The 23342-nt window shown below is 66.4% G+C and carries 22 protein-coding genes; 9 read left to right on the top strand and 13 right to left on the bottom strand.

Annotated elements, in window-relative coordinates:
• Window positions 1-11: 11 nt before the first annotated feature.
• Genes nuoF through RSPPHO_RS14425 form a run of 6 tightly spaced genes read right to left on the bottom strand, consistent with a single transcriptional unit; the run spans window position 12 to window position 4639 of the window.
• The gene (gene nuoF, locus RSPPHO_RS14450) at window positions 12-1298 is read right to left on the bottom strand and encodes an NADH-quinone oxidoreductase subunit NuoF (RefSeq protein WP_014415955.1); all 1287 of its coding nucleotides are present in this window, start codon (window positions 1296-1298) and stop codon (window positions 12-14) included.
• The gene (locus RSPPHO_RS14445; RefSeq protein ID WP_014415954.1) at window positions 1299-1895 is read right to left on the bottom strand and encodes an NADH-quinone oxidoreductase subunit NuoE family protein; all 597 of its coding nucleotides are present in this window, start codon (window positions 1893-1895) and stop codon (window positions 1299-1301) included.
• On the bottom strand, window positions 1892-3067 hold the full coding sequence (locus RSPPHO_RS14440; RefSeq protein WP_014415953.1) for an NADH-quinone oxidoreductase subunit D: 1176 nt from the start codon (window positions 3065-3067) through the stop codon (window positions 1892-1894). The genes RSPPHO_RS14445 and RSPPHO_RS14440 overlap by 4 nt, the downstream gene beginning before the upstream one ends.
• A 2-nt stretch (window positions 3068-3069) precedes the next feature.
• Window positions 3070-3711, bottom strand: a complete 642-nt coding sequence (locus tag RSPPHO_RS14435; protein ID WP_014415952.1) for an NADH-quinone oxidoreductase subunit C — start codon at window positions 3709-3711, stop codon at window positions 3070-3072.
• Window positions 3712-3737: 26 nt separating this feature from the next.
• Complete coding sequence (locus RSPPHO_RS14430) at window positions 3738-4283, bottom strand: NuoB/complex I 20 kDa subunit family protein (RefSeq protein WP_041795680.1); 546 nt, start codon at window positions 4281-4283, stop codon at window positions 3738-3740.
• The gene (locus RSPPHO_RS14425; protein ID WP_014415950.1) at window positions 4274-4639 is read right to left on the bottom strand and encodes an NADH-quinone oxidoreductase subunit A; all 366 of its coding nucleotides are present in this window, start codon (window positions 4637-4639) and stop codon (window positions 4274-4276) included. The genes RSPPHO_RS14430 and RSPPHO_RS14425 overlap by 10 nt, the downstream gene beginning before the upstream one ends.
• A gap of 381 nt (window positions 4640-5020) precedes the next feature.
• Between RSPPHO_RS14425 and RSPPHO_RS14420 the strand changes: the two genes are divergently transcribed.
• Window positions 5021-5335, top strand: coding sequence for a hypothetical protein (locus RSPPHO_RS14420; protein WP_157879261.1), 315 nt, complete (start codon window positions 5021-5023; stop codon window positions 5333-5335).
• A 38-nt stretch (window positions 5336-5373) separates the two neighbouring features.
• Here RSPPHO_RS14420 and RSPPHO_RS14415 read toward each other — a convergent pair whose 3' ends face one another.
• On the bottom strand, window positions 5374-7062 hold the full coding sequence (locus RSPPHO_RS14415) for a methyl-accepting chemotaxis protein (protein WP_014415947.1): 1689 nt from the start codon (window positions 7060-7062) through the stop codon (window positions 5374-5376).
• 505 nt (window positions 7063-7567) lie between these two features.
• Here RSPPHO_RS14415 and ilvD point away from each other — a divergent pair.
• Window positions 7568-9421 (top strand): dihydroxy-acid dehydratase, encoded by a 1854-nt coding sequence (gene ilvD, locus RSPPHO_RS14410; RefSeq protein WP_041795678.1) that lies wholly within the window; start codon window positions 7568-7570, stop codon window positions 9419-9421.
• A 48-nt stretch (window positions 9422-9469) separates the two neighbouring features.
• Here ilvD and RSPPHO_RS14405 read toward each other — a convergent pair whose 3' ends face one another.
• Window positions 9470-10639 (bottom strand): 2-aminoethylphosphonate--pyruvate transaminase, encoded by a 1170-nt coding sequence (locus RSPPHO_RS14405; RefSeq protein WP_157879260.1) that lies wholly within the window; start codon window positions 10637-10639, stop codon window positions 9470-9472.
• A 275-nt stretch (window positions 10640-10914) separates the two neighbouring features.
• Between RSPPHO_RS14405 and RSPPHO_RS14400 the strand changes: the two genes are divergently transcribed.
• The 3 genes from RSPPHO_RS14400 to thiE all read left to right on the top strand — a co-directional run bounded on the left by RSPPHO_RS14400 (window position 10915) and on the right by thiE (window position 13088).
• On the top strand, window positions 10915-11913 hold the full coding sequence (locus RSPPHO_RS14400) for an SLAC1 anion channel family protein (protein ID WP_081581802.1): 999 nt from the start codon (window positions 10915-10917) through the stop codon (window positions 11911-11913).
• Window positions 11914-11985: 72 nt separating this feature from the next.
• The gene (locus RSPPHO_RS14395) at window positions 11986-12381 is read left to right on the top strand and encodes a hypothetical protein (protein ID WP_157879259.1); all 396 of its coding nucleotides are present in this window, start codon (window positions 11986-11988) and stop codon (window positions 12379-12381) included.
• A 41-nt stretch (window positions 12382-12422) separates the two neighbouring features.
• Window positions 12423-13088, top strand: a complete 666-nt coding sequence (thiE, locus tag RSPPHO_RS14390) for a thiamine phosphate synthase (RefSeq protein ID WP_041795676.1) — start codon at window positions 12423-12425, stop codon at window positions 13086-13088.
• A 47-nt stretch (window positions 13089-13135) separates the two neighbouring features.
• Here the strand turns inward: thiE and rnhA are convergent, their stop codons facing one another.
• Together rnhA and RSPPHO_RS14380 are read right to left on the bottom strand one after the other, a co-directional pair.
• Complete coding sequence (rnhA, locus tag RSPPHO_RS14385; RefSeq protein ID WP_014415941.1) at window positions 13136-13585, bottom strand: ribonuclease HI; 450 nt, start codon at window positions 13583-13585, stop codon at window positions 13136-13138.
• A complete protein-coding gene (locus tag RSPPHO_RS14380) occupies window positions 13582-14547 on the bottom strand; it encodes a homoserine kinase (RefSeq protein ID WP_041795674.1) in 966 nt (321 codons plus the stop codon). Before RSPPHO_RS14380 ends, rnhA begins: the two co-directional genes overlap by 4 nt.
• A 193-nt stretch (window positions 14548-14740) precedes the next feature.
• On the opposite strand from RSPPHO_RS14380, the gene RSPPHO_RS14375 reads away from it, so the two are divergent.
• From RSPPHO_RS14375 to RSPPHO_RS21285, 3 genes are all read left to right on the top strand, one after another.
• Entirely contained in the window at window positions 14741-15253 is a 513-nt protein-coding gene (locus RSPPHO_RS14375; protein ID WP_242390512.1) for a hypothetical protein, read from the top strand.
• 68 nt (window positions 15254-15321) lie between these two features.
• Window positions 15322-17145, top strand: a complete 1824-nt coding sequence (locus RSPPHO_RS14370) for a glycoside hydrolase family 17 protein (RefSeq protein WP_157879258.1) — start codon at window positions 15322-15324, stop codon at window positions 17143-17145.
• A 186-nt stretch (window positions 17146-17331) separates the two neighbouring features.
• Window positions 17332-18456 carry a CHAP domain-containing protein gene (locus tag RSPPHO_RS21285; protein ID WP_051013916.1) on the top strand — a complete coding sequence of 375 codons (1125 nt, stop codon included), beginning with the start codon at window positions 17332-17334 and terminating at the stop codon, window positions 18454-18456.
• Window positions 18457-18644: 188 nt separating this feature from the next.
• On the opposite strand, the gene RSPPHO_RS14360 is transcribed toward RSPPHO_RS21285, so the two are convergent.
• Genes RSPPHO_RS14360 through cbiQ form a run of 3 tightly spaced genes read right to left on the bottom strand, consistent with a single transcriptional unit; the run spans window position 18645 to window position 21430 of the window.
• A complete protein-coding gene (locus tag RSPPHO_RS14360; protein WP_014415937.1) occupies window positions 18645-20006 on the bottom strand; it encodes an MATE family efflux transporter in 1362 nt (453 codons plus the stop codon).
• Between the two features lie 18 nt (window positions 20007-20024).
• Entirely contained in the window at window positions 20025-20678 is a 654-nt protein-coding gene (locus tag RSPPHO_RS14355) for an energy-coupling factor ABC transporter ATP-binding protein (RefSeq protein WP_014415936.1), read from the bottom strand.
• A complete protein-coding gene (gene cbiQ, locus RSPPHO_RS14350) occupies window positions 20666-21430 on the bottom strand; it encodes a cobalt ECF transporter T component CbiQ (protein WP_051013915.1) in 765 nt (254 codons plus the stop codon). The genes RSPPHO_RS14355 and cbiQ overlap by 13 nt, the downstream gene beginning before the upstream one ends.
• Window positions 21431-21777: 347 nt before the next feature.
• Here cbiQ and RSPPHO_RS14345 point away from each other — a divergent pair, with 347 nt between their 5' ends.
• Complete coding sequence (locus RSPPHO_RS14345; RefSeq protein ID WP_014415934.1) at window positions 21778-23331, top strand: acyl-CoA carboxylase subunit beta; 1554 nt, start codon at window positions 21778-21780, stop codon at window positions 23329-23331.
• Window positions 23332-23342 lie beyond the last annotated feature (11 nt).

Raw genomic sequence — 23342 nt, 5'->3', positions numbered from 1 at the left:
TTCCCCCTCCCCTACTCGGCCGCGCGGCCCAGGCCCTCGCGAGCCTTGATCCGCTTGACGATTTCCGGCCGGAAGTGCCGGATCAAGCCCTGGATCGGCCACGCCGCCGCGTCGCCCAGGGCGCAGATGGTATGCCCCTCGATCTGGCGGGTCACCTGCTCCAAAATGTCGATTTCCTCGAGGCGGGCCTCGCCGGTCACCAGCCGCTGCATGACCCGCGACAGCCAGCCGGTCCCTTCGCGGCACGGCGTGCACTGACCGCAGCTTTCGTGCATGTAAAAGCGCGACAGGCGGGCGATGGCTTTGACGATGTCGGTGGACTTGTCCATGACAATCACCGCCGCCGTGCCCAAGCCCGAGCGCACCTCGCGCAGGGCATCGAAATCCATGCGCACGGTGTCGCAGATTTCCTTGGGCAGCACGGGAACCGAGGAGCCCCCGGGGATCACGGCCAGCAGGTTGTCCCAGCCGCCGCGCACGCCGCCCGCATGCTTCTCGATCAACTCGCGCAGCGGAATGCCCATTTCCTCTTCCACGTTACACGGCGTGTTCACGTGGCCGGAAATACAGAACACCTTGGTGCCCGTGTTGTTCTCTCGACCGAGGCCGGCGAACCAAGCCCCACCCCGACGCAAGATGGTGGGGGCGACGGCAATGCTTTCCACGTTGTTGACCGTGGTCGGACAGCCATAGAGCCCCACCCCAGCCGGGAACGGCGGCTTGAGGCGCGGCTGGCCCTTCTTGCCCTCCAGGGACTGGATCAGGGCGGTTTCCTCGCCGCACACATAGGCGCCGGCGCCGCGGTGGACATACACCTCCATGGCCCAGCCGGACCCGCAGGCATCGGGCCCCAAGAACCCGGCCTCGCGCGCCTCGGCGATGGCGGTTTCCAGGTGGTGAGCCTCCTGAACAAACTCGCCCCGGATGTAGATGTAGGCCACATGGGCGCCGATGGCAAAACCAGCGATCAAGCAACCCTCGATCAGCTTGTGCGGATCGAAGCGCATGATATCCCGGTCCTTGCAGGTCCCGGGTTCGCCCTCGTCGGCGTTGACCACCAGATAATGCGGCCGCTCGCCGATCTCACGCGGCATGAACGACCACTTGAGGCCGGTCGAGAAGCCGGCACCGCCGCGCCCGCGCAGGCCCGAGGCCTTCATCTCGGCAATGATGCCGTCGCGCCCGCGTGCCAGAATGGCCGCCGTGTTGTCCCAGTCGCCGCGGGCCCGCGCCCCGGCCAGACGCCAGTCGTGGAAGCCGTAGAGGTTGGTGAAGATGCGATCGCGATCGTGGAGCATTTACCCCTCCACCGCCAAGCGGGTGAGCGTGGTCGGTCCGGTGGCCGGACAGGCCCCTTGGCGCCCGCTCTGGGAGCCCGGCGTCACCGGTTCACCGGCCTTGAGCTTCTGGATCAGGGCTCGGGCCGACTCATAGGTCAGGTCTTCGTAGTAGTGGTCGCCGATCTGCACCATGGGGGCATTGACGCACGCCCCCAGGCATTCGGCCTCGGCGACCGAGAACAGGCCATCGGCGGTCATCTGGCCGATGTCGAGGCCCAGTTCGTCCTTGAGGGCGCGCAGGATCTCGTCGGAGCCGCGCAGCCAGCACGAGATGTTGGTGCACACCTCGACGTGGTGATGCCCCACCTTCTTGTCGCGGAACATGGTGTAGAAGCTGGCGGCCTCCAGCACCCGCAGGGGTGGGGTCTGGGTCCAGGTCGCCACGGTCTCGATCACCGCGCGGTCGATCCAGCCTTGCTGGCGCTGGGCCAGATCGAGCAGGGGCAGCACTCCCGAGCGCTCGCGGCCCTTGGGATATTTGGCCAGAATCGCGCGGGCCTTTTCCTCGTTCTCGGGCGAAAACTGAAAGGTCCCGACGCCGGACGGAGCGCTCATCGGTCGATTTCTCCAAACACCACGTCAATGGATCCGATGTTGGCCACCACGTCGGCCAGCATGTGGCCCCGGCTCATCAGATCGAGCCCCTGGAGGTGGACATAGCCAGGCGAGCGGATTTTGCAGCGATAGGGCTTGCTGGACCCATCGGAGACCAGAAACACGCCGAACTCGCCGGTCGCAGCCTCGACGGCGGTATAGGTTTCGCCGGCCGGAACGCGCACGCCCTCGGTAAACAGCTTGAAATGATGGATCAGCGCTTCCATCGAGTTCTTCATGGCGGCGCGCGGCGGCGGCGTCACCTTGTGGTCTTGGGTCTTGACCGGACCGTCCGGCATCTTTTCGATACACTGGCGGATGATGCGCAGCGACTGGCGCTGCTCGGCCATACGCACCAGATAGCGGTCGTAACAGTCGCCATTGGCCCCGGTGGGGATGTCAAAATCCATGTCGGCATAGGCGTCGTAGGGCTGGGCCTTGCGCAGGTCCCAGGGCACGCCGCAGCCGCGCAACACCGGGCCGGTGAAGCCCCAGTCCAGCGCCTGTTCCACCGTGACCTTGCCGATATCGACGGTGCGCTGCTTGAAAATCCGGTTGTCGTCGAGCAGCGCTTCCACATCGTCGAGATAGGCGGGGAAGCCGTCGCAGAACTTTAAGATGTCGTCGAGCAGATCGGTGGGCACGTCGCGCGCCACCCCGCCCGGACGGAACCAAGCCGCGTGCATGCGCGCCCCCGATGCCCGCTCGGAAAACTCCAGCAGGTGCTCGCGCTGCTCGAAGCCATAGAGCAGCGGCGTCATCGCCCCCACATCAAGCGCCATCGAGGTGGTGTTCATGATGTGGTTGATGATGCGGGTGATCTCGTTGAACAGCGTGCGCAGGTACTGGGCGCGCGGCGGCACCTCGATCCCCAGGAGCTTCTCGACCGCCAGCACGAAGGCGTGTTCCTGGTTCAGGGGGCAGGCGTAGTCCAGGCGGTCGAAATAGGGAATGGCCTGGACATACGACTTGTGTTCGATGAGTTTTTCGGTCCCCCGGTGCAAGAGGCCGATATGAGGGTCGGCCCGCTCGACGATCTCGCCCGACAGCTCCAGCACCAGACGCAGCACCCCGTGGGCCGCCGGATGCTGCGGCCCGAAGTTCATGGTGTAGGACTTGATTTCGGTTTGCATGGTCAGGCGTTCCCTCCGGCCTTCTCGTCTCCGGGCAGGAGGCGGGCGATCTGGGTGTCGAGGGTCTCCCAGGGGCTCTGGAAGTCAAAGGTGCGGAAATCCTGCACCAAGCGCACGGGCTCGTAGACCACCCGCTTCTCGGTCTCGTCGTAGCGGATTTCCTTGTAGCCCGACAGCGGGAAGTCTTTGCGCTGCGGATGCCCCTCGAAGCCATAATCGGTCAGGATGCGCCGCAGGTCGGGATGGTCGGCGAACAAGACGCCGTACATGTCCCACGCCTCGCGCTCGAACCAGTTGGCGGTCGAGAACACGCGGGTGACGGACGGCACCGGGCTGTCCTCGGAGGCCGGGATCTTCACGCGGACGCGGTGGTTGTGGTGGATCGACAGCAGGTTATAGACCACCTCGAAGCGCTCCTCGCGCTCGGGATAGTCTACTGCGCACAGGTCCACCAGTTGCTTGAACAAGCAAGCGCTGTCATCGCGCAGGAAGGTCAGCACGCGCACGATGGACGGCCGATGGGCCATCACCACCAGTTCGTCCTTTTCCAGCCCCACGCGCACCACATCGGTGGGCAGGGCGGCCTCGATGCGAGCCCCCAACTCGGTCAGGCTCTCCATCCGTTCCTTGAGTGTCGTCATCATGGGGCGGGATATCCGTGTGCGGGGCTCTAGCGATACAGCGCGCCGGTGCGCTGAATCTTCTTTTGCAGTTGAAGCACGCCGTACAGCAAAGCCTCCGCCGTGGGCGGACAGCCGGGCACGTAGACGTCAACGGGCACCACACGGTCGCAGCCCCGCACGACGGAATAGGAGTAATGGTAGTACCCCCCGCCGTTGGCACAACTCCCCATGGAAATTACCCAACGTGGCTCGGCCATCTGGTCGTAGACCTTGCGCAACGCCGGCGCCATCTTATTTGTAAGGGTACCCGCGACGATCATCACGTCGGAGCTGCGCGGACTGGGCCGGAACACCACGCCAAAGCGGTCCAGATCATAGCGCGCGCACGCGCAGTGGATCATCTCCAGGGCGCAACAGGCGAGACCGAAGGTCATGGGCCACAAGGACCCTGAGCGAGCCCAGTTGACCAGATTGTCAACGTTGGCAAGAACGAAGCCCTTCTCCTCGATCTGGGCGTTCACTGCGCCCAAGATGGCGTCCTGATCGGGCCCCGGCGGCACGAGGCCTGCCGGGAGGGAGGAGTTTACTCCCATTCCAGCGCTCCCTTCTTCCATTCGTAGATGAAGCCAACGGTCAAGATGCCGAGGAACACCATCATCGACCAGAAGCCAAACGCGCCCAGCCCGCCCAGCCCCAAGGCCCAGGGAAACAGGAAGGCCACTTCCAGATCGAAGATGATGAAGAGGATGGCGACGAGGTAAAATCGCACCTGAAAGCGCGAGCGCGCGTCGTCAAAAGCCTCGAACCCGCATTCATAGGCGGATTCCTTTTCGGTGTCGGGCGCCTGCGGCGTCACAACATACGAAGCCCCGATTGACCCCGCCGCGACCAGCGTCGCAATGACGAGGAAGACCAGGATCGGCAGATAGTCCAGCAGCATGGCTTGCATGCGCGACGCTCCTTGCCTGAGGAGGGGACGACAGGCCCGACCGGGGGGAGCGCCGGGGCCAAAACCAGAGGTCTTTGGTCATGTAGCCCGCGCACCACGCCCAAGTCAAGCCGCCAGCGCCCGTGATTTCCGCCCCTTGCGCCGGGCTCGCCGTTTCGCGGGGCCACCATGCGCGGGACTCGGGTATCGAACCGGGTGCCCCCGTAGCATAGAGCCGCCTAAGTGTGCGACGCAACAAGAGAAACAGCACGGGGGCGAATTGGGAAACAAATGAACAGAGCCCTTGCGTTCGGGCCGAAACTCTCCCAAAACCGAAAGCGGCTCAGTTCCCCGGGCGTCGGCCTCGGCGCCCTTCCCTCGTGGCGGGAGATCCCCTTGCGCTTGCCGCCCCCTACCCCCCTGGCGCTTTGCCTCGCGGCCGCCCTGGGGTCTTGGTTCTCAACTGCTCGCGCTGATTGTATCGAAGGCGGGACAACGACCATCGATTTTAACGGCCGTGCGGGACTCGTCGTGATCGCCCTCAACGCCGACATCGAGGTCCTCAAGGCCACCCTTCCCGGCAACGACCGGAGTCTCGTTTGGGTCGGCCGCCCCTTCCCCAGCCTTACCCTCCCCCGGCCCCTGGGCGCCGACGCCCTCACCCTGACCCTCTCCCCTGCCCTGCCCGGCTGCGTCTTGCGCATCGAGCGGTATTGAGGGGGCCCCGCGTCACCGAGCCCCCCCCCCCCCGAGTCTCACGCCTGCTTCGCGCCGACGTCCTTCAGGAATCCCTGCACCTGTCCGCGCAGGCTGTCGCACTCGCCGCGCAGCTGGCCGGCGGCTTCCAAGACGTTGCCTGAGGTGGTCCGGGTGGTATCGATGGTGGCGGTCACTTCGGCGATGGTTCTGCTGACCATGGTCGTCCCGGCCGCGGCGTCGTGCACGCTGCTGGTGATTTCGCGGGTGGCGGCGCCTTGTTGCTCGACCGCCGAGGCGATCGAGGTGGTGGTATCGCGAATCTGGGTGATGATGGCGGCGATCCCGCCGATGGCCTGAACGGCAACGCCGGTGGCCTGTTGGATGGCGCCGATTTGCTCGCCGATTTCCTCGGTAGCCCGGGCGGTCTGGGTGGCCAGATTCTTGACCTCGCCGGCGACCACGGCAAACCCCTTGCCGGCCTCCCCGGCCCGGGCCGCCTCAATGGTGGCGTTGAGAGCCAACAGGTTGGTTTGGGAGGCGATATCGGTGATGAGGTTGACCACGGCGCCAATCCGCTGGGCGGCATCGGCCAGCCCACGGACATGGGCGCTGGTCTGCTCGGCCTCGGTGGCGGCGGCCACGGCGATGGAGGCCGACATTGAGACCTGACGGGCAATTTCCCCGATAGAGGCGCTCAGTTCCTCGGTGGCGGCGGCCACGGTCTGAACATGAGCCGAGGCCTGCTCGGCGGCCGACGCCACGGTGACGGAGCGCTCGGCGGTGGCGTCGGCCGACATGGTCATATCGACGGCGTCGCGCTCTAGGTCGTGGGCGGCGGCAGCGACCACATCGAGGGCAGAAGCGGCGGCTTGATCAAAGGAACGCGCCAGTTCACCGATGCGCTGGGCCTCGCGAGCGCGCTTTTCCTGCTCGGCCTCGCGCTGGGCACTCATGTCGCGGTTTTCGATCATGCGCTGACGAAAGACTTCCAAAGCCTGGGCCATGCGGCCCAGCTCGTCGTCGCCGCTGGCGGTGTCGGGAGTAGGCGACAGATCGCCCTCGGCCAGGGCCAGCATGCGCTCTGACTGGCGCTGGACCCGCTCGCCCAAACGGCGCGTGACCCAGACCCCGGCCACCCCCACCACCGCCAGGGCCAAGCCCCCCCCCAGGCCCAACTGGAGCAGGGCCTTCCAGGTCTCTGCCTCGACGTCGTCCACATACACGCCGGTCCCGATCATCCAGGACCAAGGCTGATAGCCGGCGGCATAGCCCAACTTGGCGACGGGCGTGGTATCCTGCCCGGGCTTGGGCCACAGGAAGGGAACAAAGCCCCCCCCGGCCCGGGCCTGCTTGATCAGCTCCTCAATGGTGAGAACACCGTTGGCATCGCGGGTTTCCTTGAGCTTGTAGGTCCCTTCCAGGTCGGAGCGCACCGGATGAGCCAGGAGCTTTCCCTCGTAATCGTAGACATAAAAGTATTCCTGGCCGGCAAAGCGAATGGCGCGCAGGGCGTCCTTGGCCAAGCTTTGGGCCTGCTCTTGGGTGAGGCCTCCCTTGCTGACCTGGGCATCCAGGGCGCCTACCACGGCGACGGCAACCTCGGTTGCGCTTTTGATTTGCAGGCGGTGGGTTTCGTCGATCCGGTCATAAACGATGCGTGCGGCAAACAGGGCGACCAGACAGACCGCCAACGCGGAAAGAACCGGGATCAGAAAGATTTGCTGGCGTATCGTCAGGGTCCGCATGGATCGGTTCTTCCTTCATCCGCTCTCTTCGGGAGAGATCTTGCAAGGGGCCACGGCTTCAAAAATTACATGCAATTTTAGCAAAAACTATTTTTCGTAACAATCCCCGTCCGAATATCTATATTTTTACACGTTAATGGATACAAAGGTACGGCGGTCAGGCGAAAATAAAAGGGAACTTAATGAGAAAAAATCCTTTTAAGGGTATTCCCCAGAAGAAAGTGTTGGCATCAAGCATGGCTGTTTTGGGGCATCTTCCCGGCGTTTGCCCTGGGGCAGCCCTGCGCCTGCCGCATGAGCGAACAAGCCGTCCTGGAGCGGCACGGCCTGCCAGGGGCATCAAGGGACTGGGGGGCCGGCTAGGCCAGGCAAAAGAGAAGGCTGGCCTGCTCTCCCCCTCCTCGCGTCCGATTGCCCTGCGCAGCCGCCCCAGCTTTCTTGACCTGAGGCGGCACCGGAGTACAGTTCACACCTTTCCCGTCCCTTGAGCCTGAAAGGCGTTGTCATGCCCGCTTACCGTTCCCGCACCTCTACCCACGGTCGTACCATGGCCGGCGCGCGCGCCCTGTGGCGGGCGACCGGCATGACGGACGCGGACTTCGGCAAGCCCATTATCGCCATTGCCAACTCGTTCACCCAGTTCGTCCCCGGCCATGTCCACCTCAAGGACCTGGGCCAGCTCGTGGCCCGCGCGGTGGCAGAAGCGGGCGGCGTGGCCCGCGAGTTCGATACCATCGCCATCGACGACGGCATCGCCATGGGGCATGACGGCATGCTCTACAGCCTGCCGTCGCGCGACCTGATCGCCGATAGCGTCGAGTACATGGTCAACGCCCATTGCGCCGACGCCCTGGTGTGCCTGTCCAACTGCGACAAAATCACCCCGGGGATGATGATGGCGGCGCTGCGCCTCAACATTCCCGTGGTGTTCGTCTCGGGCGGCCCCATGGAGGCCGGCAAGGCCCAGGTGGACGGCGAGGACCGGTCGCTGGACCTGATCGATGTCATGATCATGGCCGGCAACAACCAAGTGAGCGACGACACGGTGGCGGCGGTCGAGCGATCGGCCTGCCCGACCTGCGGTTCGTGCTCGGGCATGTTCACCGCCAATTCCATGAACTGCCTGACCGAGGCCTTGGGCCTGTCGCTGCCCGGCAATGGCACCTTGATCGCCACCCACGCCCAGCGCGAGGACCTGTTCAAGGCGGCGGGCCGCACCATCGTGGACTTGGCCAAGCGCTACTACGAACACGACGACGCCTCGGTCCTGCCACGCAGCATCGCCACCAAGGCGGCGTTCGAGAATGCCATGACACTCGACATCGCCATGGGCGGCTCGACCAACACGGTGCTGCACCTGCTGGCCGCCGCCCAAGAGGGCGAGGTGGACTTCACCATGACGGACATCGACCGTCTGTCGCGCCGCGTGCCGCATTTGTGCAAGGTGGCGCCCAGCTCGGCGGTGGTCCACATCGAGGACGTGCACCGGGCCGGCGGCATTTTCGGCATTCTGGGCGAACTGGACCGCGCCGGGCTGCTTGATACCTCGGTGGGCACCGTCCATGCTCCAACCCTGGCCGACGCCCTGGCCCGCTGGGACCTTGTCTCGCCCACGGCCAGCGACGCGGCCCGCACCTTGTTTGCGGCCGCACCCGGCGGCGTGCGCACCGTCCTGCCCTTCACCTCGACGCGAACCTGGAGCCTGGATCTCGACCGCGCTGCCGGCGTGATCCGCAACAAGGCCCACGCCTTCTCGCAAGACGGCGGCTTGGCTGTCCTGACCGGCAACGTGGCGCCCAACGGCTGCATCGTGAAGACGGCCGGGGTGGATGCCTCGATCCTGACCTTCACGGGCACGGTGCGGGTGTGCGAAAGCCAGGACGAGGCGGTGTCGCGCATTCTGGGCGGCGACATCAAGGCCGGCGACGTGGTGCTGGTGCGCTACGAAGGCCCCAAGGGCGGTCCCGGCATGCAGGAAATGCTCTATCCCACGAGTTATCTGAAGTCGCGCGGTCTGGGCAAGGCCTGCGCCCTGGTGACCGATGGCCGGTTCTCGGGGGGCAGTTCGGGCCTGTCAATTGGCCACGTCTCCCCCGAGGCAGCGTCTGGTGGCCCGATCGGCCTTCTGGAGGAAGGGGACACCCTGGTGATCGACATTCCCCAGCGGGTGATCCGGGTTGACCTGTCGGATGCGGTGCTGGCCGAGCGCCGGCAGGCCCAAGAGGCACGCGGCAAGGACGCCTGGACGCCGACCAAACCGCGCGCCCGGCATGTCTCGACCGCCCTCAAGGCCTATGCCGCGATGACCACCAGCGCCGACCGGGGCGCCGTGCGCGACTTGTCACAGATTGGCCGGTAAAGGGATGCAGGGGTCTGGGGAGGCTCGCCTCCCCAGCCTTCCTTTATTTTAGTCGGGCAACGCGACCCCCAACTCCTTAAAAGCCGCCTCGCAAGCCCGGGCACAATCCTCCATGACCGGCACATCCACGGCGCCAATACAGCCCAAACGGAAACTCTCCACCTCGGTCATCTTGCCCGGATAAATAATAAAACCTCGCCGCTTCATCACCTCATAAAAAGTAGTGAAGTGGTAGGCCGGATCCTCGGGCGCCAGGAAGGTGACGATGATCGGCGAGCGCAGCGCCTCGGGCAGCAACGGCCGCAGTCCGGCCCAGCCCATCCCGGCGACCAGGGCATCGTGATTGCGGCGATACCGGGCCAAGCGGGCGGTGCGCCCCCCCTCGGCATCGTATTCGTCGAGGGCTTGGCGGAAGGCGGCCAGGACGTGGGTGGGCGGCGTAAAGCGAAACAGGCCGGTGCGCTCCATGTAGGCCCACTGGTCGGCAAGGTCGAGGGCCAGGGAGGGGGCGGGTCCGCAGGCGCGGGCTTCTTCCAGCGCCTCGATCCGGGTCAGGACAAAGCCCATCCCCGGCACCCCTTCCAGGCACTTGTTGGTCGAAAAGATCAGCGTCTCGAACGGCACCCGGGCCGGATCCAGCCACAAGGCGCCAAAGGCGCTCACCGCATCGACCAAAAGCTTGCGACCGGCCGCCGCTGTCACCTGGGCCAGGGCCTCCACGGGGTTCAGCAGGCCGGTCGACGTCTCGACCTGGGCGACCGCCACATGGGTCAGGTCGGGGGCCGCCGCCAGCCGCTGGGCCAGGGCGTCGGGCGAGGGCGCCTCGGTTTCGGCCAGATCCAAGACCGCATGGCCAAGACCAATGCGCCGGGAAATCTCGACCATGCGCTGGCCATAGGCGCCGTTGACGATGATCAGGACCCGACTGTTCCGTTGGGCCAGACTGAGCAGGGCCGCTTCTAACGCAAAGGTCCCGCTGCCTTGCAAGGGCACCACGCTATAGCCCTCGCCCACCCCGGCGATCTCAAGCAAGCGCCGACGCAGCGAGGCGGTCAGGGCACGAAAATCACCGTCCCACGATCCCCAGTCATGCAGCATGGCGCGCTTGACCGTGGCCGTCGTGGTCAGCGGCCCCGGGGTCAGCAGCCAATGGGACGGGGCAGCCGGCGCTTCTGCCGGATCGGGAAGCGGCGCAAGGGTCGGGTAAAGGGAGGACATGGGGGTCTCCTTCCAGCAGGCCACGGCTTCAGGGTGGCGCGGTCTGGTTTTGTAGTCAATGTAAAGAGCGCCCCGTCTGCCGAAGAAAGGGACAGAAAAGGCCGGGGAGGCGCGGCCTCCCCAGACCCCTCGATCGCTTTGGTCCTTTGGACGCGGTGATGGCCCTGACCAGAAGGGGCTTCCCTTGCAGGGCAGAATATTATAACACCCTAATGTATGAAGGTACCGCCTGTCGGGACCCGCCCATCCACCTTTCTGCCCAGAGGGAACCCCCAATGGCCGAGACCGCCACCGCCCCCCTGTCCCCGCCGCACGAAGCGGGCACCGCCCACTGGTTGATGCACGTGCCGATTCCCCTGTTCGCCATGATCATGGGCCTGACCGGCCTGGGGCTGGCGTGGCGCAAGGCGGCCTCTGTGCTGGGCGTGCCGGGTCAGGTGGGAGAGGGCCTCCTGGGCCTCGCCGCGACCTTGTTCGTGGGGCTGGCCCTGCTCTACGCCACCAAGGCCCTGCGCCATTTTCCCGAGGTTCGGGCCGAATTCAACAACCCGATCCGAGTGAATTTTTTCCCAACCGTGAGCATCAGCTTGCTGCTGTTGTCGATTGCCGCCCTGCCCTATAGCGAGTCGCTGGCGCTCGGGGTGTGGGGCCTGGGGGCGCTGCTGCACCTGATGGCCACGGTGTACCTGATCGGGCGCTGGATCACCCGGGCGCACGAGATCACCATGATCAATCCGGCGTGGTTCATTCCAGTGGTCGGCAATATCATCGTGCCGATTGCCGGAACCAAGCTGGGCTTCACCGAGATCTCGTGGTTCTTTTTCGCGATTGGCTTGGTGTTTTGGATCGTGCTGTTCACGATCGTGTTTTACCGCATCGTCTTTCACAACCCGCTGGCGACGCGCTTCTTGCCGACCTTGTTCATCCTGATTGCCCCGCCGGGGGTGGGAACGGTGTCGTATCTGGCGCTGACCGGGGGACAGATCGACGTCTTTACCCGGGTTCTGCTCTATAGTGGCCTGTTCATCACCTTGCTCAACTTCAGCATGGTGCGGCAATTCCTGAAACTGCCGTTCTTCGTGTCGTGGTGGGCCTATACCTTCCCCATGGCGGCGATCACCATCGCGACCCTGGAATACCAGCACCACTTGAACCACCCCGGGGTCGCCGTGCTGGCCTGGGGCCTGCTGGGCGTCACGACCTTGATCATCGGCTCGGTTTTTGTCAGGACCAGCGTCGAACTAATGCGCGGCCACCTGTTCGCCCCCGAATAATCCTCCCAAGGACCGAGGGGGCTGGGGAGGCCCGCCTCCCCAGCCTTCCTTTTGCTTTCGGGTTTTTATGGCATGACCGAGCCCCCTTGGCTCCTGATCACCACCAAGACCGCCTTCACCCTGGCAGCCCGCCTCGCCCAGCGCCGCCCCCTGGTCATCGCCACGCCCCCGGACGCGGTGCTGTCCCTGGGCCCGGGCTGGCTACCGAGTTTGGCCGCCGCCTGCCCGGCCCMGGGCGCCCTGCTGCTGGCGGACTGCGGGGCCGAGGCCGGCTATGCCCTGGCCTCGCTGCGCCTAGGGATCGGGGTGGTGGTGCCGGAGGTGCCAAACGCCGCGTTTGCCCGACTGGCTGCCCTCGGCGCCGGCTCCGGCCTGCCTGTCGTGCGCCATCGCCGCCCGGGCCTGTGGCTCGACGGCACCGAAGCCCTGGAAACCGTGGCTCGTGCCTTGCCGACGGGCTCGGCCTGACGCATCCTGATCGGGTTGTTCCTTTTGTGAAAGACCCGACCGTGACCGACGATGACGCGTGCCGCCTGTATCTGATCACCCCGCCCCGCCTGGACGACCTCCGGGCCTTTGCCGAGCGGCTGGCCCGCACCCTGGATGCCGGCGATGTGCCGTGCGTGCAGTTGCGGCTAAAGGAGGCGGATGACACGGCGATTCGCCGGGCCGTCGAGGCCCTGCGGCCCGTGTGCCACGCCCGCGAGGTGGCCCTGATCCTCAACGACCGTCCCGACCTCGCCAAGGACACAGGCTGCGACGGCGTGCACGTCGGCCAAAAGGACATGCCCTACGCCAAGGCCCGCAAGGTGGTGGGCGACAACGCCATTGTGGGCGTCACCTGCCACGACAGCCGCCACCTGGGGATGGAAGCCGGCGAGGCGGGGGCGGATTACGTGGCCTTTGGCGCGTTTTATCCCACCGCCACCAAGGAGGCGCCGACCCAGGCGGACACCGACTTGCTGCGCTGGTGGAGTGAAATGATGGTGGTCCCCTCGGTGGCCATCGGCGGCATCACGCCGGAGAACGCTCGGCCCTTGATTGAGGCGGGGGCCGACTTCTTGGCGGTGTGTTCGGGGGTTTGGGAGCACCCGGAGGGGCCCGAGGCGGCGGTTCGGGCTTTTGATGCCCTGTTTCGGGAGGTGAGCCCGCTGGACCTGCCGGACGAAAAGTAAAAAAACATAAGGCTGGGGAGGCGAGCCTCCCCAGCCTTCCTTTTCTTCTACTTCTTTCCGCGCGCCAAAGCTGTCCCCTGCCGCGCCAAGGCATCGGCCCGTTCGTTCTCCGGGTGGCCCGCATGACCGCGCACCCATTGCCATTTCAGGCTATGTCCGGCCATAGCGGCATCAAGCCGCTTCCAAAGATCGACATTCTTGACCGGCTTGCGCGCCGAGGTCATCCAGCCATTGCGCTTCCAGCCCCAGATCCAGCCGGTGATGCCGTCATGCACATAGCGGCTGTCGGTGTGGATGACCGCACTGACCGGCCGGCGCAGCGACTCCAGGCCTTGGATGACGGCCATCAATTCCATGCGGTTGTTAGTGGTGTCGGGCTCACCGCCAAAGAGTTCTTTTTCATGGTCGCCCCAGCGCAACAGGACCCCCCAGCCGCCGGGACCCGGGTTGCCGGAACAAGCACCATCGGTGAACATTTCAACAACATCGGCACTCATCGGTCGAGCCCATAGGCCTCGGCGCGCTCGACGGCCTGATGGAACTTGAGCTTGTGCACGTATTCGGCCGGATCCTTGGGCCGGACCAGGGCGCCCGCCGGGGTGTTGAGTCCGTCGTAAAGCCGGGTGAGCAGGAAACGCAAGGCGGCGCCCCGGGCGAGCAGCGGCAATACCTCGATCTCGCGCGGCGTCAGCGGGCGCTGGGCCTGATAGCGGTTGAGCAGGGCGCGGGCCTTGGTGAAATTGAACTCGCGCTCGTGCTCGAAACACCACGCATTGAGGCAAATGGCGAGATCATAGGCAAAGGCGTCGTTGCAGGCAAAATAGAAGTCGATGACCCCCGAGAGGGTGCCCTTGAGAAAGAACACATTGTCGGGAAACAGGTCGGCATGGATCACCCCGCCCGGCAAGTCCTGGGGCCAATGGGCCTCAAGAAAGGCCAACTCGTCCTCCAGCAGGGCTTGCAGGCCAGGCATCACCTCATCGGCTCGCGCGCGGGTGCTCTCGACCAAGGTGCGCCAGCCGGCCACCGAAAGCGCGTTGCGCCGGCTCAAGGGATAGTCGGCGCCGGCCTGATGCAGGCGGGCCAGGGCTTCCCCGAGCTGGGCGCAGTGGCTGAGGTCGGGGCGGCGGGGCCAAGCCCCTTGCAAGAAGGTCACGATGGCCGCCGGCCGCCCGGCCAGGGTCCGCAGGGCCTCCCCATCGCGCCCGGGCACCGGCAAGGGGCACGGCAGGCCGCGCTCAGAAAGATGGCGCAGCAGGCCCAAAAAATAGGGCAGATCGGCCGGATCAACGCGGCGCTCATAGAGGGTAAGAATGTAGGAGGCGCGGTCGGTGAGCAGCAAGTAATTGGAGTTCTCGACGCCCTCGGCGATTCCCTTGAGAGCCCGCAGATCACCAATGTCGTAATCAGCGAGAAACGTCCTCAGATCATCATCGAAGACTTCGGTATAAACGGCCATGGGACTGCTGACGCCTGTCTGCGGGAGGGAAGGGAGCGGAAGCACGGTGTTATCAGGTTCCGGGCCTTGAGGGAACCCGCGTTGCCCTGGGGGCGCGATTGCGCTATCCAGGGTCCAGCCTCTTGTTTCCCTGACATATCGGACGCCCTCCATGGCCCCCCATGCCCTTCCCCGCCTTGCCAGGAGCCTGCCTTTGCTGCTCCTGGCCGGCCTGTCCGCCGGGTGCTCGGCCTTTTCGCGCGAAGAACCCCGGGCCTGTCCCCAGGTGCGCGTTGATGCCGCCACCGCTGGCCTGACGGTGTTTCGTGACGGCCCCGGCCGCGATCTGACCGACGTGGAACTCCAGGGCTCCTTCGCCGGCTATGAAGGGACATGCGCCTACGGCAAAACCGGGGTCACGGTCGAAATGGTTCTCTCGTTTGCCGTGGGCCTGGGGCCGGCGGCTGCCACCCGTGAGAGCACCTTTCAGTACTTTGTCGCCCTGCCCCGCTACTTCCCTGAGCCCGCGGCCAAGCGCGTTTACACCGTGGGCGTGAGCTTCCCGGCCAACGTGGACCGGGTGATCGTGCGCGACGAAAAGCTCTCGGTTCATATCCCGCTGGAGCCCGGCGCCACTGCCGAGGGCCAGGACGTTTATGTGGGCTTCCAGCTCACGCCGGAGCAACTGGAGTACAACCGCAGCCACCCCTCGGCGGCGCCGCGGTGAGCCCTTTTCGTAAGAGTGGCCGGGGACCCTCGGCCTGATTTCCCCTTCGTTTTTCGAGGTGACCCTTGATGCGCCCCGCCTCGCTCCCCGCCGCCGCGGGAGTCTCGTTGCTGGTATGCGCCCTGTTTGTGGGCCTGTGGGCCTGGCTGGGCCGACCCATCCCCCTGCCCGACGTTCCCGACGGACGCCTGGAGTGCCTGTCCTACGCGCCCTCCAACGGCAACACCGCCCCCCAGGACAAGGGCTTTACCCTGCCGCCCGGCCAGATCGAGCGCGACATGGCCCACCTTAAGACCATGACGAGCTGCATTCGCATTTACTCGTCGGTCGGGCATGAGGGCGAGGCCATCCCGGCGGCCGCTGCGGCTGGCCTCAAGGTGCTGGTTGGCATCTGGATCGGCGCCGACGACAAGCGCAACGAGAAGGAAATCAACGCCGCCCTGACCCTGGCCCACGCCTATCCCCAGGCGGTGCGGGCTCTGGTGGTCGGCAACGAGGTCCTGTTGCGCCGGGAAATGACCGGCGAGCGACTGGCCGAGATCATCCGCTCGGTCAAGGCCCGCACCACGCTGCCCGTTACCTACGCCGACATCTACGAATTTTGGCACCGCAACCCGGTGGTGGTGGACGCAGTGGATCTGATGACGGTCCACGTCCTGCCCTACTGGGACGATCCCACCCCGGTGAGCATCGACAAGGTGCAAGCCCACGTGCGCACCATCATTGATCGCGCCCGCACCCGCTATCCCGGCAAGCCGCTGCAAATCGGCGAAATCGGTTGGCCCAGTTCGGGCCGCACCCGGGGCGAGGCGGCGCCGACCTTGGTCAACGAAGCCCGATTCCTGCGTGAGTTCGCCCAGCAGGCCCACGCCCTGGGCGTGCCTTACAACGTGATCGAGGGCATCGACCAGCCCTGGAAGCGCCGGCCGGAAGGCACCGTGGGCGGCTTCTGGGGCGTGCTCGATGCCAACCGCGACCCCAAGTTCCCGCTGGCTGGTCCGGTCAGCGAGTGGCCGCGCTGGGAGTTGGCCGCGGCGGCGGCGGTCCTGGGGGCGGCCCTGGCCCTCATCGTGACCCCCGGCTTCGGCGCGGCGCTGCCCCTGGCCGCCTGGGGGGGCATCGCCCTGACCGGCGCCACCACGGGCAGCCTGCTGTGGGCCTTTGGCGCCCAGGCCCTCGACTTCGCTATTGGTCCCACCACCGTGTTATGGGGGCTGTACCTGTGGGGACTGATTGGGGCGGCCGGTTATTTCATCGCCCGGGCCTTGGCCGGGGCCGCCCCCTTGTCGCCGGCGGTCTCGCAGCGCTGGCGTTGGCTGGTGCTGGCGCCGGCCGCCTTTGCCGCCCTGACCATGGCGGCCGATGGGCGGCACCGCGACTTCCTGACCCTGGCCTTTGCCCTGCCCATGCTGTCCTTGTTGTGGGAGCGGGTGTGCGCCACCCGGCCGGGCAGCGTGCCACAAACCCGCGTGGCCGAGGCTTGGATGGGGGCGATGCTGCTGGTCGGCGGTCCCCTGACCATTGATTCGGTGCTCAACACCGAATCGCAGGCGCGGGCCCCCGCGTCCTGGGCGGGTTGGGCGGGCTGGGCGGCGGGCGCGGCCGGCTGGGCGGCGGGGGCCTTGGGCTCTTCGGCGGGCGCCGAGGCGGCGAAGGCGCCAGGAGCCAGAAGAGCGAGGGATATCAAGGCGGCGGCCGGCGGCACGACCCGGGAAACAAGGCAGCGGAAGGGGAGCATCTGCGAACGGACCTTGCTGAACGGAGTGGATAAAATAAGGAGAACCGCAACCGGAAGAGGCGCGCTGGGACCCGGCCCTTGCCTGACGTCCACTCCGATTGGTTCCGCAAACTCAGGAGCCCGCCGAAAAGAAGCCCGCACCATCAACCCTTGAATTTTGGCGCGGGCCCCGCTCTTCGGATACCTTTAGGATACCAAAAAACAATGCGTTTTCAAAGCATCATTCAAGGAGAGCGGCGATAGCAGGCATTTTACGGTTGCCCGCCCCCCCCCTGTCATGGCACCTTGCCTCGTCCAGTCCGCTTGCACCGCCGTCCTCAAGACAGACCGAAGAGGCTCCATGCTCCAGGATTTCCAGCGAAATCTCGCCGCTGTCCTTTTGGGCTCGCTGCTCCTGACCACTGCGGTCACGCCGGCTGGAGCCGCTACCTCCAGCCCCCACACCGGTCCTTTCGTTCCCTCCTTTGTCAAAAAGGCTCCGCCCGCCGCGGCGCCGGACAACAAAAAAGGCAAGGAACAGGCCAAGGGAACGCCCAAGCCCGCCGCCAAGCCCGGGCAGATCGCCGCCCTAGTGCCGTTGGCCAAGGGTCCGGGGACCAAGGGAAAGCCGGTCCCGGAGAAGCAAGACAACAAGCAGGTCGTAGCGCCCAAGGCCAAGCCCGACGTTGCCAAGCCCGGGGCTATCGCCGCCGCCAAGCCGGCCACCCCGCCCAAGCCGTCCGCCAAAACCGAGGCCAAGGCAGAGGCCAAAGGCGACAGCAAGGCCTCTGGCCTCAAGGTCGCCCAGGCCCCCTCGGTGGCCCCGCCGCCGCTCAAGCCAAGCTTCCCCAGCGCCGCCAGCTACACCCGCCCGCCGGTGCACGCGTCTCTTCCCGTGCCCGTGGCCAAACCGGCGTATGTCGCGGCGATGGCGCCCCGTCCCGCTTTCTTCCAGGCTCCGGCCCCGCAGGAGCCGCTCAAGGCTGCCTTCCCCATGGGCTTGTCGTCCCGGCCCTCCTTTACGCCGGCGATCGCCGTCACCCCTGATCTCGATTCGATGCTGTCGCGCCGGTCCTACTGGAGCTGCGTCCCCTACGTTCAGGAGGTCTCGGCCGTGCGTCTGTCGGGCGACGGCTGGCGTTGGTGGGACAATGCATCCGGCCGCTACGACCGGGGCCGCAGCCCGCGCCCGGGGTCAGTGCTGGTGTTCAAGCGCTCGCGCGACCTCGATCGGGGCCATGTCGCCGTGGTCCGCCAGATCATCGACCGCCGCACCATCCGCGTCGATCACGCCAACTGGGGCCAAGGCTCCCAGAAGGGCAAGATCGACCAAGCCGTGCTGATCCGTGACGTCTCGGCCGGCAATGACTGGTCCATGACCCGGGTCTGGTACTCCCCGATCAACGATCTGGGCTCTACCACCTATCCGACATACGGCTTTGTCTATCCCGTCCAGGCCCAGGCTCACGCCTCCCGCGAAGGCTGACGGCTGGGAGGCCCGGCGTCGCTGCGGCCTCCCTCTCCCCGCCTTTGCGGGGCCTCTTGACTCCTCGTCGTTAAAACCGCGTTAAGATCTACGTAGGACGGCGCGGCGTTTTTGGCAAGAGCTCTTACGCCAGGGCCCGCAGGAACGAGGGGTCTGGGAAGGCCCGCCTCCCCAGCCTTCCCTTTCTTTCACGCCCGCCGTCGCTGGGCCCGGCATTGAGAGTGGGCCCAGGGCCACGCCAGCAGGCCCGCCGCCGCGTTGGCGATCCCGACCCCCCAGAACAGACCGGTCATCCCCAGCCACGCTTCGCCCATCCAGGCCAGCGGCACATACAGCACGAACAAGCGCAGCACCGACAGCACGGCGGCGGCGGCCGGCAGGCCAAGGCCGTTGAGCGTAGCGGCGATCACCCCGGCGAAGCCCAACCCGGCATAGCCCAAGGGCACAATGCGCAAGTACGCCCCAACCTGCTCGACCACCACCGGATGGTCGTTGAACACGCGGGCCAGATCCGCGCCCGTCACCGCCAGAATGGCCCAGGCCACCAGCCCCCAGACCCAGCAAAAGCGCAACGAGAGGACCATGGCGCGGTGCAGGCGATCGACACGGCGCGCGGCCCAGTTTTGACCGGCGAAAGGCCCCATGGCCGTGGCCAGTGCCATGAAGCTGAGGATGGCAAAGGCCTCAATGCGCATCGCGACCCCCCAGGCTGCCACCGCCTCGGCCCCATGCGTGGCGACCAAGCGGGTCAGCAGCCCCTGGGCCAGGGGCGCGATCGCCTGGGTGGCCGCCGCCGGAAGCCCGATGATCAGCATGGACCGCCAGCTTTGCAGCAGCACCCCGAGACGGGGCACGCGGACACTGAGCATCTTGTGGCGCCCCCCGAGCAAGGCGAGAGCGGCGACCAGGGACAAGGCGCGCGAGATCAAGGCGGCCAGCGCCGCGCCTTCGATTTCCAGGCGGGGGAAACCGGCCAGCCCAAAAATCAGCAAGGGGTCGAGGATGACGTTGATGACCGAGGCGAACACCATAATCGCCCCGGCCGACCCGGCGCTGCCCACGGCCCGCAAGGAGCCATTGCCGACCATGGGCACGATCAGGAAGACCATGGCCACATACCAGATCTCCATGTAGCGCCGGATCAGGGGCAACACGTCGGGCCCGGCGCCAAGCGCCGTGAACAGCGGGTCGATGGTGGCATGGCCGATGACGATGAGGATCCCGACCAAAACCCCGGACAACAGCAAGGAATCAGTACACAGCCGGCGCACCTGCTCGTCGTCGCCCTGTCCCACGGCCCGCGCCACCACGCTGGACGCCCCCACCCCCAGGCCCACCGCCACCGACGACATCACCATGGTCACGGGAAAGGTGAAGCTCATGGCGGCCAGTTCCCGGGTCCCAAGCTGGCCGACAAAAAACGTGTCCAGAAAGTTGAGGAACACCATGGAAAGCAAGCCCCACAGCATGGGTCCGGCCTGATCGACCAAGGTGCGGCCCACGGCACCGTCGGTAAGGCGGGCGCGAAAAGCCGGGGGAGAAGAGGGCATGCCGAAAAACTCCAGGGGTCAGGAAGAGGGAACAACGCGCCCGGCGTGCAAGGCCACAGCCCGGGTTTCCAACTTGTGGGCCCGGGGATCGTGGGAGACCAGGATCATGGCCTGGGGCAAGGTGGCGAGCAAAGCCAGCAACCGGGCGGTGGCCGTGGCATCCAGAGCGGTCGTGGGTTCGTCGAGCAGCAACACCTCGGGATCCATGGCCAGAACCCCGGCCAGGGCCACCAAGCGCTTCTCGCCCCCGGACAGGGCGTGGGGCACGCGCTCCTCGAAGCCCGCCAGCCCCACCCGGGCCAAGGCGTCGCGGGCCCGGGCTCGGGCCTGGGCCGGGGTCTGCCCGAGGTTGAGCGGCCCAAAGGCCACGTCTTCCAGCACCGACGGACAAAAGAGCTGATCGTCGGGGTCCTGAAATACATAGCCGCAGCGCCGCCGCACCTCGAGAAAATCCGCCTCACCAACGCGCGCCCGGCCAAAGGCCCGGATCTCACCGTGAGTGGGCCGACCCAAGCCGACGATCAGGCGCAGCAAAGTACTCTTGCCCGCGCCATTGTCGCCGCGCAGGCCCAGACGCTCGCCGGGTTGCAAGGCCAAGGTGGCGCCGTCGAGCACCCGGGGCCGACCGGGATAGGCAAAGGCAACGTCGTGCACCTCGATCAGCGAAACCACGGCCAGACCTCCCCACTCCCCAGCTCCAAAAACACGAGCCCGGCCAGCGCAGCCGCACCGCCCACCGACAGCCCGACCTCCCGCCGGGTGAGAGTGGGGGCATCGAAGGCGACCAGACCCCCGGAAAAGCCCCGGCAGCGCATGGCATCGTGCACCCGCTCGGCCCGCTCCAAGGCCCGCACCAGACTCATGCCGACCAGATAGCCCAGGGTGCGCACGGTGTGACGATTGGCCCCCGGCCGAAAGCCGCGCAGCTTCTGCGCCGCGCGCACCCGGGCCAGTTCGGCCGCGATCACTTCGAGATAGCGCACCATCAAGAGCAGGAGATGCACCAGCCGAGCCGGCACCCCCAGCCGCCCGAGGGCGCTGCCTAACCGTCCGGGTCCCAGGGGCGCCACCACCGCCAGCAACATCAGGGCGACCGCCGAGGCACTCATCCCAAGATCGGCGGCGCGTCCCAGGCCCTCCTGGGTGGCGACCAGCGGCCCCCAGGTGAACACCGGCACCCCGGGCACCCCAAAAGGCACGGTGAGCACCGCCAGCAGGACCAGGGCCTCCAGGGCGACCAGCCGCCCGGCGATCTGCCGCAGCCCGACCTTGCCAACCCCAAGCGCAATGATCGCCAGAACCACCGCCGCGCCCAGGGCGACCGGGCGGTCGAGCCCGGCCACCACCCCGGCGAAGGCCGCGGCGAAAACCACCCGCACCAGGGCCTCGCCCGGGCCGATGGCTGGTTGTTCCACAAAGATCACCCTGACCTCCCCCCCCACTTTTTGCTCAGTATAGTCGAGGAGGGAGGGGGGCCAAGGAGAGAAGGAAGGCCGGGGAGGCGAGGCCTCCCCGGACCCCTCATTGACACTGGGGCTTCGGACGAGGCAGTCCCCCAGGAATGGAGGGGTCTGGGGAGGCTTCGCCTCCCCGGCCTTCCCTCCCTACCTTTGTATCCCTCTCAAACAAACCATAACACAGCCATTTTCCTTGCAAATTTGCCCAGACCACGCCACCCTTCCGCCTGGGCCCCTCGCCTCTCGACGGGATCGGCCCGGGGTGAGCGGCCTCCTCCCCCCACCCAGGCGGCCCCTAAAACGCGGATCGAGCCATGGCACTTTCCCCTTCCCTTGTTGACGAACTGGCGCGCCGGCGCGCCCAGGCCCTGGAGGCGGGCGGGGCCGACAAAATCGAGGGGCGCCACCAGCGCGGCGTGATGAGCGCCCGTGAGCGCCTGGAAGCCCTGTTCGCCCCCGGCACCTTCCAAGAAGTCGGCCTGCACGCGCGCCACAACACCCGGGCGTTTGGCATGGAAGGCCGTCCGTTGCCCGGAGACGCCGTGGTCTGCGGCACCGGCTTTGTCGATGACCGGCCGGTGGCGGCCTATAGCCAGGATTTCACGGTAGCCGGCGGCTCGCTGGGCGAGATCCACGCCCGCAAGATCTGCGCCATGCTGGACCATGCGGTGAAAGCCGGGGTGCCGGTGGTGGGCATCAACGATTCAGGCGGGGCGCGGATCCAGGAGGGGGTGGGATCCCTCTCGGCCTATGGGCAGGTGTTCTACCGCAACGTCCAACTCTCCGGGGTGGTGCCGCAGATTGCCGTCATCGCCGGCCCCTGTGCCGGAGGCGCCGCCTATTCGCCGGCCTTGATGGACTTCATCATCATGACCCGGCACGACGCCAACATGTTCATCTGTGGGCCCGAGGTCATCCGGGCGGTCACCGGCCAAGCCACGACCCTGGCCGACATTGGCAGCGCCGAGGTCAACGCCAGCGTATCGGGCAACGTGCATTTTATTGCCGAGAATGACCAGCACGCTCTGGATCTGACCCGGCGCCTGCTGTCCTTCCTGCCGGCCAACAACATGCTCGATCCGCCGCACCGCCTGACTCCCAATCTGCTTTTGGAGGACGACCCGGCGCTGGATGCCCTGGTGCCCGACAGCCCCAAGACCCCCTTCGATGTCCGCTTGGTGGTGCGGGCTCTGGCCGATGACGGGGACTTCCTGGAGGTCATGGAGACCTTTGCCGCCAACTTGGTGATCGGCTTTGGCCGCATCGGCGGCGTGGTGGTGGGCTTTGTCGCCAACCAGCCCCTGGTCAAGGCGGGCACCCTCGATATCGACGCCAGCGACAAGGGCGCCCGCTTTGTGCGCTTTTGCAATGCCTTCAACATCCCCCTGGTGACCTTGGTCGATGTCCCGGGCTTCCTGCCGGGGATCATGGAGGAGCGGCGCGGCATCATCCGCCACGGGGCCAAGATGCTGTTTGCCTACGCCTCGGCCACGGTGCCCAAGCTGACCGTGATCATGCGCAAGGCCTACGGCGGCGCCTACCTCGCCATGTGCAGTCAGGACATGGGCGCCGATTTGGTGCTGGCTTGGCCCTCGGCGGAAATCGCCGTGATGGGGGCGGAAGGGGCGGTCAACATCCTCTATCGCAAGGAACTGAACGAGGCCGACGATCCCGCCGCCCGGGCCCGGGCCTTGGCCGAGGCCTACCGCGACGAGTTTGCCTCGCCCTACCTCTCGGCCGGCATGCTCTTTGTCGGCGATGTCATCTTGCCGCGCCAAACCCGCTCCACCCTGGCCCTGGCCCTGCGCGGCCTGTTGTCCAAGCGCGAGAACCGCCCGCCCAAAAAGCACGGCAACATCCCCCTCTAGCCCCAGGCCTG

Source organism: Pararhodospirillum photometricum DSM 122, assembly GCF_000284415.1.
GTDB lineage: Bacteria > Pseudomonadota > Alphaproteobacteria > Rhodospirillales > Rhodospirillaceae > Pararhodospirillum > Pararhodospirillum photometricum.
Note: the sequence above shows the minus strand (reverse complement) of the source record. Positions and strands in the feature narration are given on the sequence as shown.

Bases quoted from the DNA above. Each gene is read 5' to 3' on its own strand.
- nuoF (WP_014415955.1), bottom strand. From the start codon at position 1,298: ATGCTCCACGATCGCGATCGCATCTTCACCAACCTCTACGGCTTCCAC.
- RSPPHO_RS14445 (WP_014415954.1), bottom strand. From the start codon at position 1,895: ATGAGCGCTCCGTCCGGCGTCGGGACCTTTCAGTTTTCGCCCGAGAAC.
- RSPPHO_RS14440 (WP_014415953.1), bottom strand. From the start codon at position 3,067: ATGCAAACCGAAATCAAGTCCTACACCATGAACTTCGGGCCGCAGCAT.
- RSPPHO_RS14435 (WP_014415952.1), bottom strand. From the start codon at position 3,711: ATGATGACGACACTCAAGGAACGGATGGAGAGCCTGACCGAGTTGGGG.
- RSPPHO_RS14430 (WP_041795680.1), bottom strand. From the start codon at position 4,283: ATGGGAGTAAACTCCTCCCTCCCGGCAGGCCTCGTGCCGCCGGGGCCC.
- RSPPHO_RS14425 (WP_014415950.1), bottom strand. From the start codon at position 4,639: ATGCAAGCCATGCTGCTGGACTATCTGCCGATCCTGGTCTTCCTCGTC.
- RSPPHO_RS14415 (WP_014415947.1), bottom strand. From the start codon at position 7,062: ATGCGGACCCTGACGATACGCCAGCAAATCTTTCTGATCCCGGTTCTT.
- ilvD (WP_041795678.1), top strand. From the start codon at position 7,568: ATGCCCGCTTACCGTTCCCGCACCTCTACCCACGGTCGTACCATGGCC.
- RSPPHO_RS14405 (WP_157879260.1), bottom strand. From the start codon at position 10,639: ATGTCCTCCCTTTACCCGACCCTTGCGCCGCTTCCCGATCCGGCAGAA.
- RSPPHO_RS14400 (WP_081581802.1), top strand. From the start codon at position 10,915: ATGGCCGAGACCGCCACCGCCCCCCTGTCCCCGCCGCACGAAGCGGGC.
- rnhA (WP_014415941.1), bottom strand. From the start codon at position 13,585: ATGAGTGCCGATGTTGTTGAAATGTTCACCGATGGTGCTTGTTCCGGC.
- RSPPHO_RS14380 (WP_041795674.1), bottom strand. From the start codon at position 14,547: ATGGCCGTTTATACCGAAGTCTTCGATGATGATCTGAGGACGTTTCTC.
- RSPPHO_RS14370 (WP_157879258.1), top strand. From the start codon at position 15,322: ATGCGCCCCGCCTCGCTCCCCGCCGCCGCGGGAGTCTCGTTGCTGGTA.
- RSPPHO_RS21285 (WP_051013916.1), top strand. From the start codon at position 17,332: ATGCTCCAGGATTTCCAGCGAAATCTCGCCGCTGTCCTTTTGGGCTCG.
- RSPPHO_RS14360 (WP_014415937.1), bottom strand. From the start codon at position 20,006: ATGCCCTCTTCTCCCCCGGCTTTTCGCGCCCGCCTTACCGACGGTGCC.
- RSPPHO_RS14345 (WP_014415934.1), top strand. From the start codon at position 21,778: ATGGCACTTTCCCCTTCCCTTGTTGACGAACTGGCGCGCCGGCGCGCC.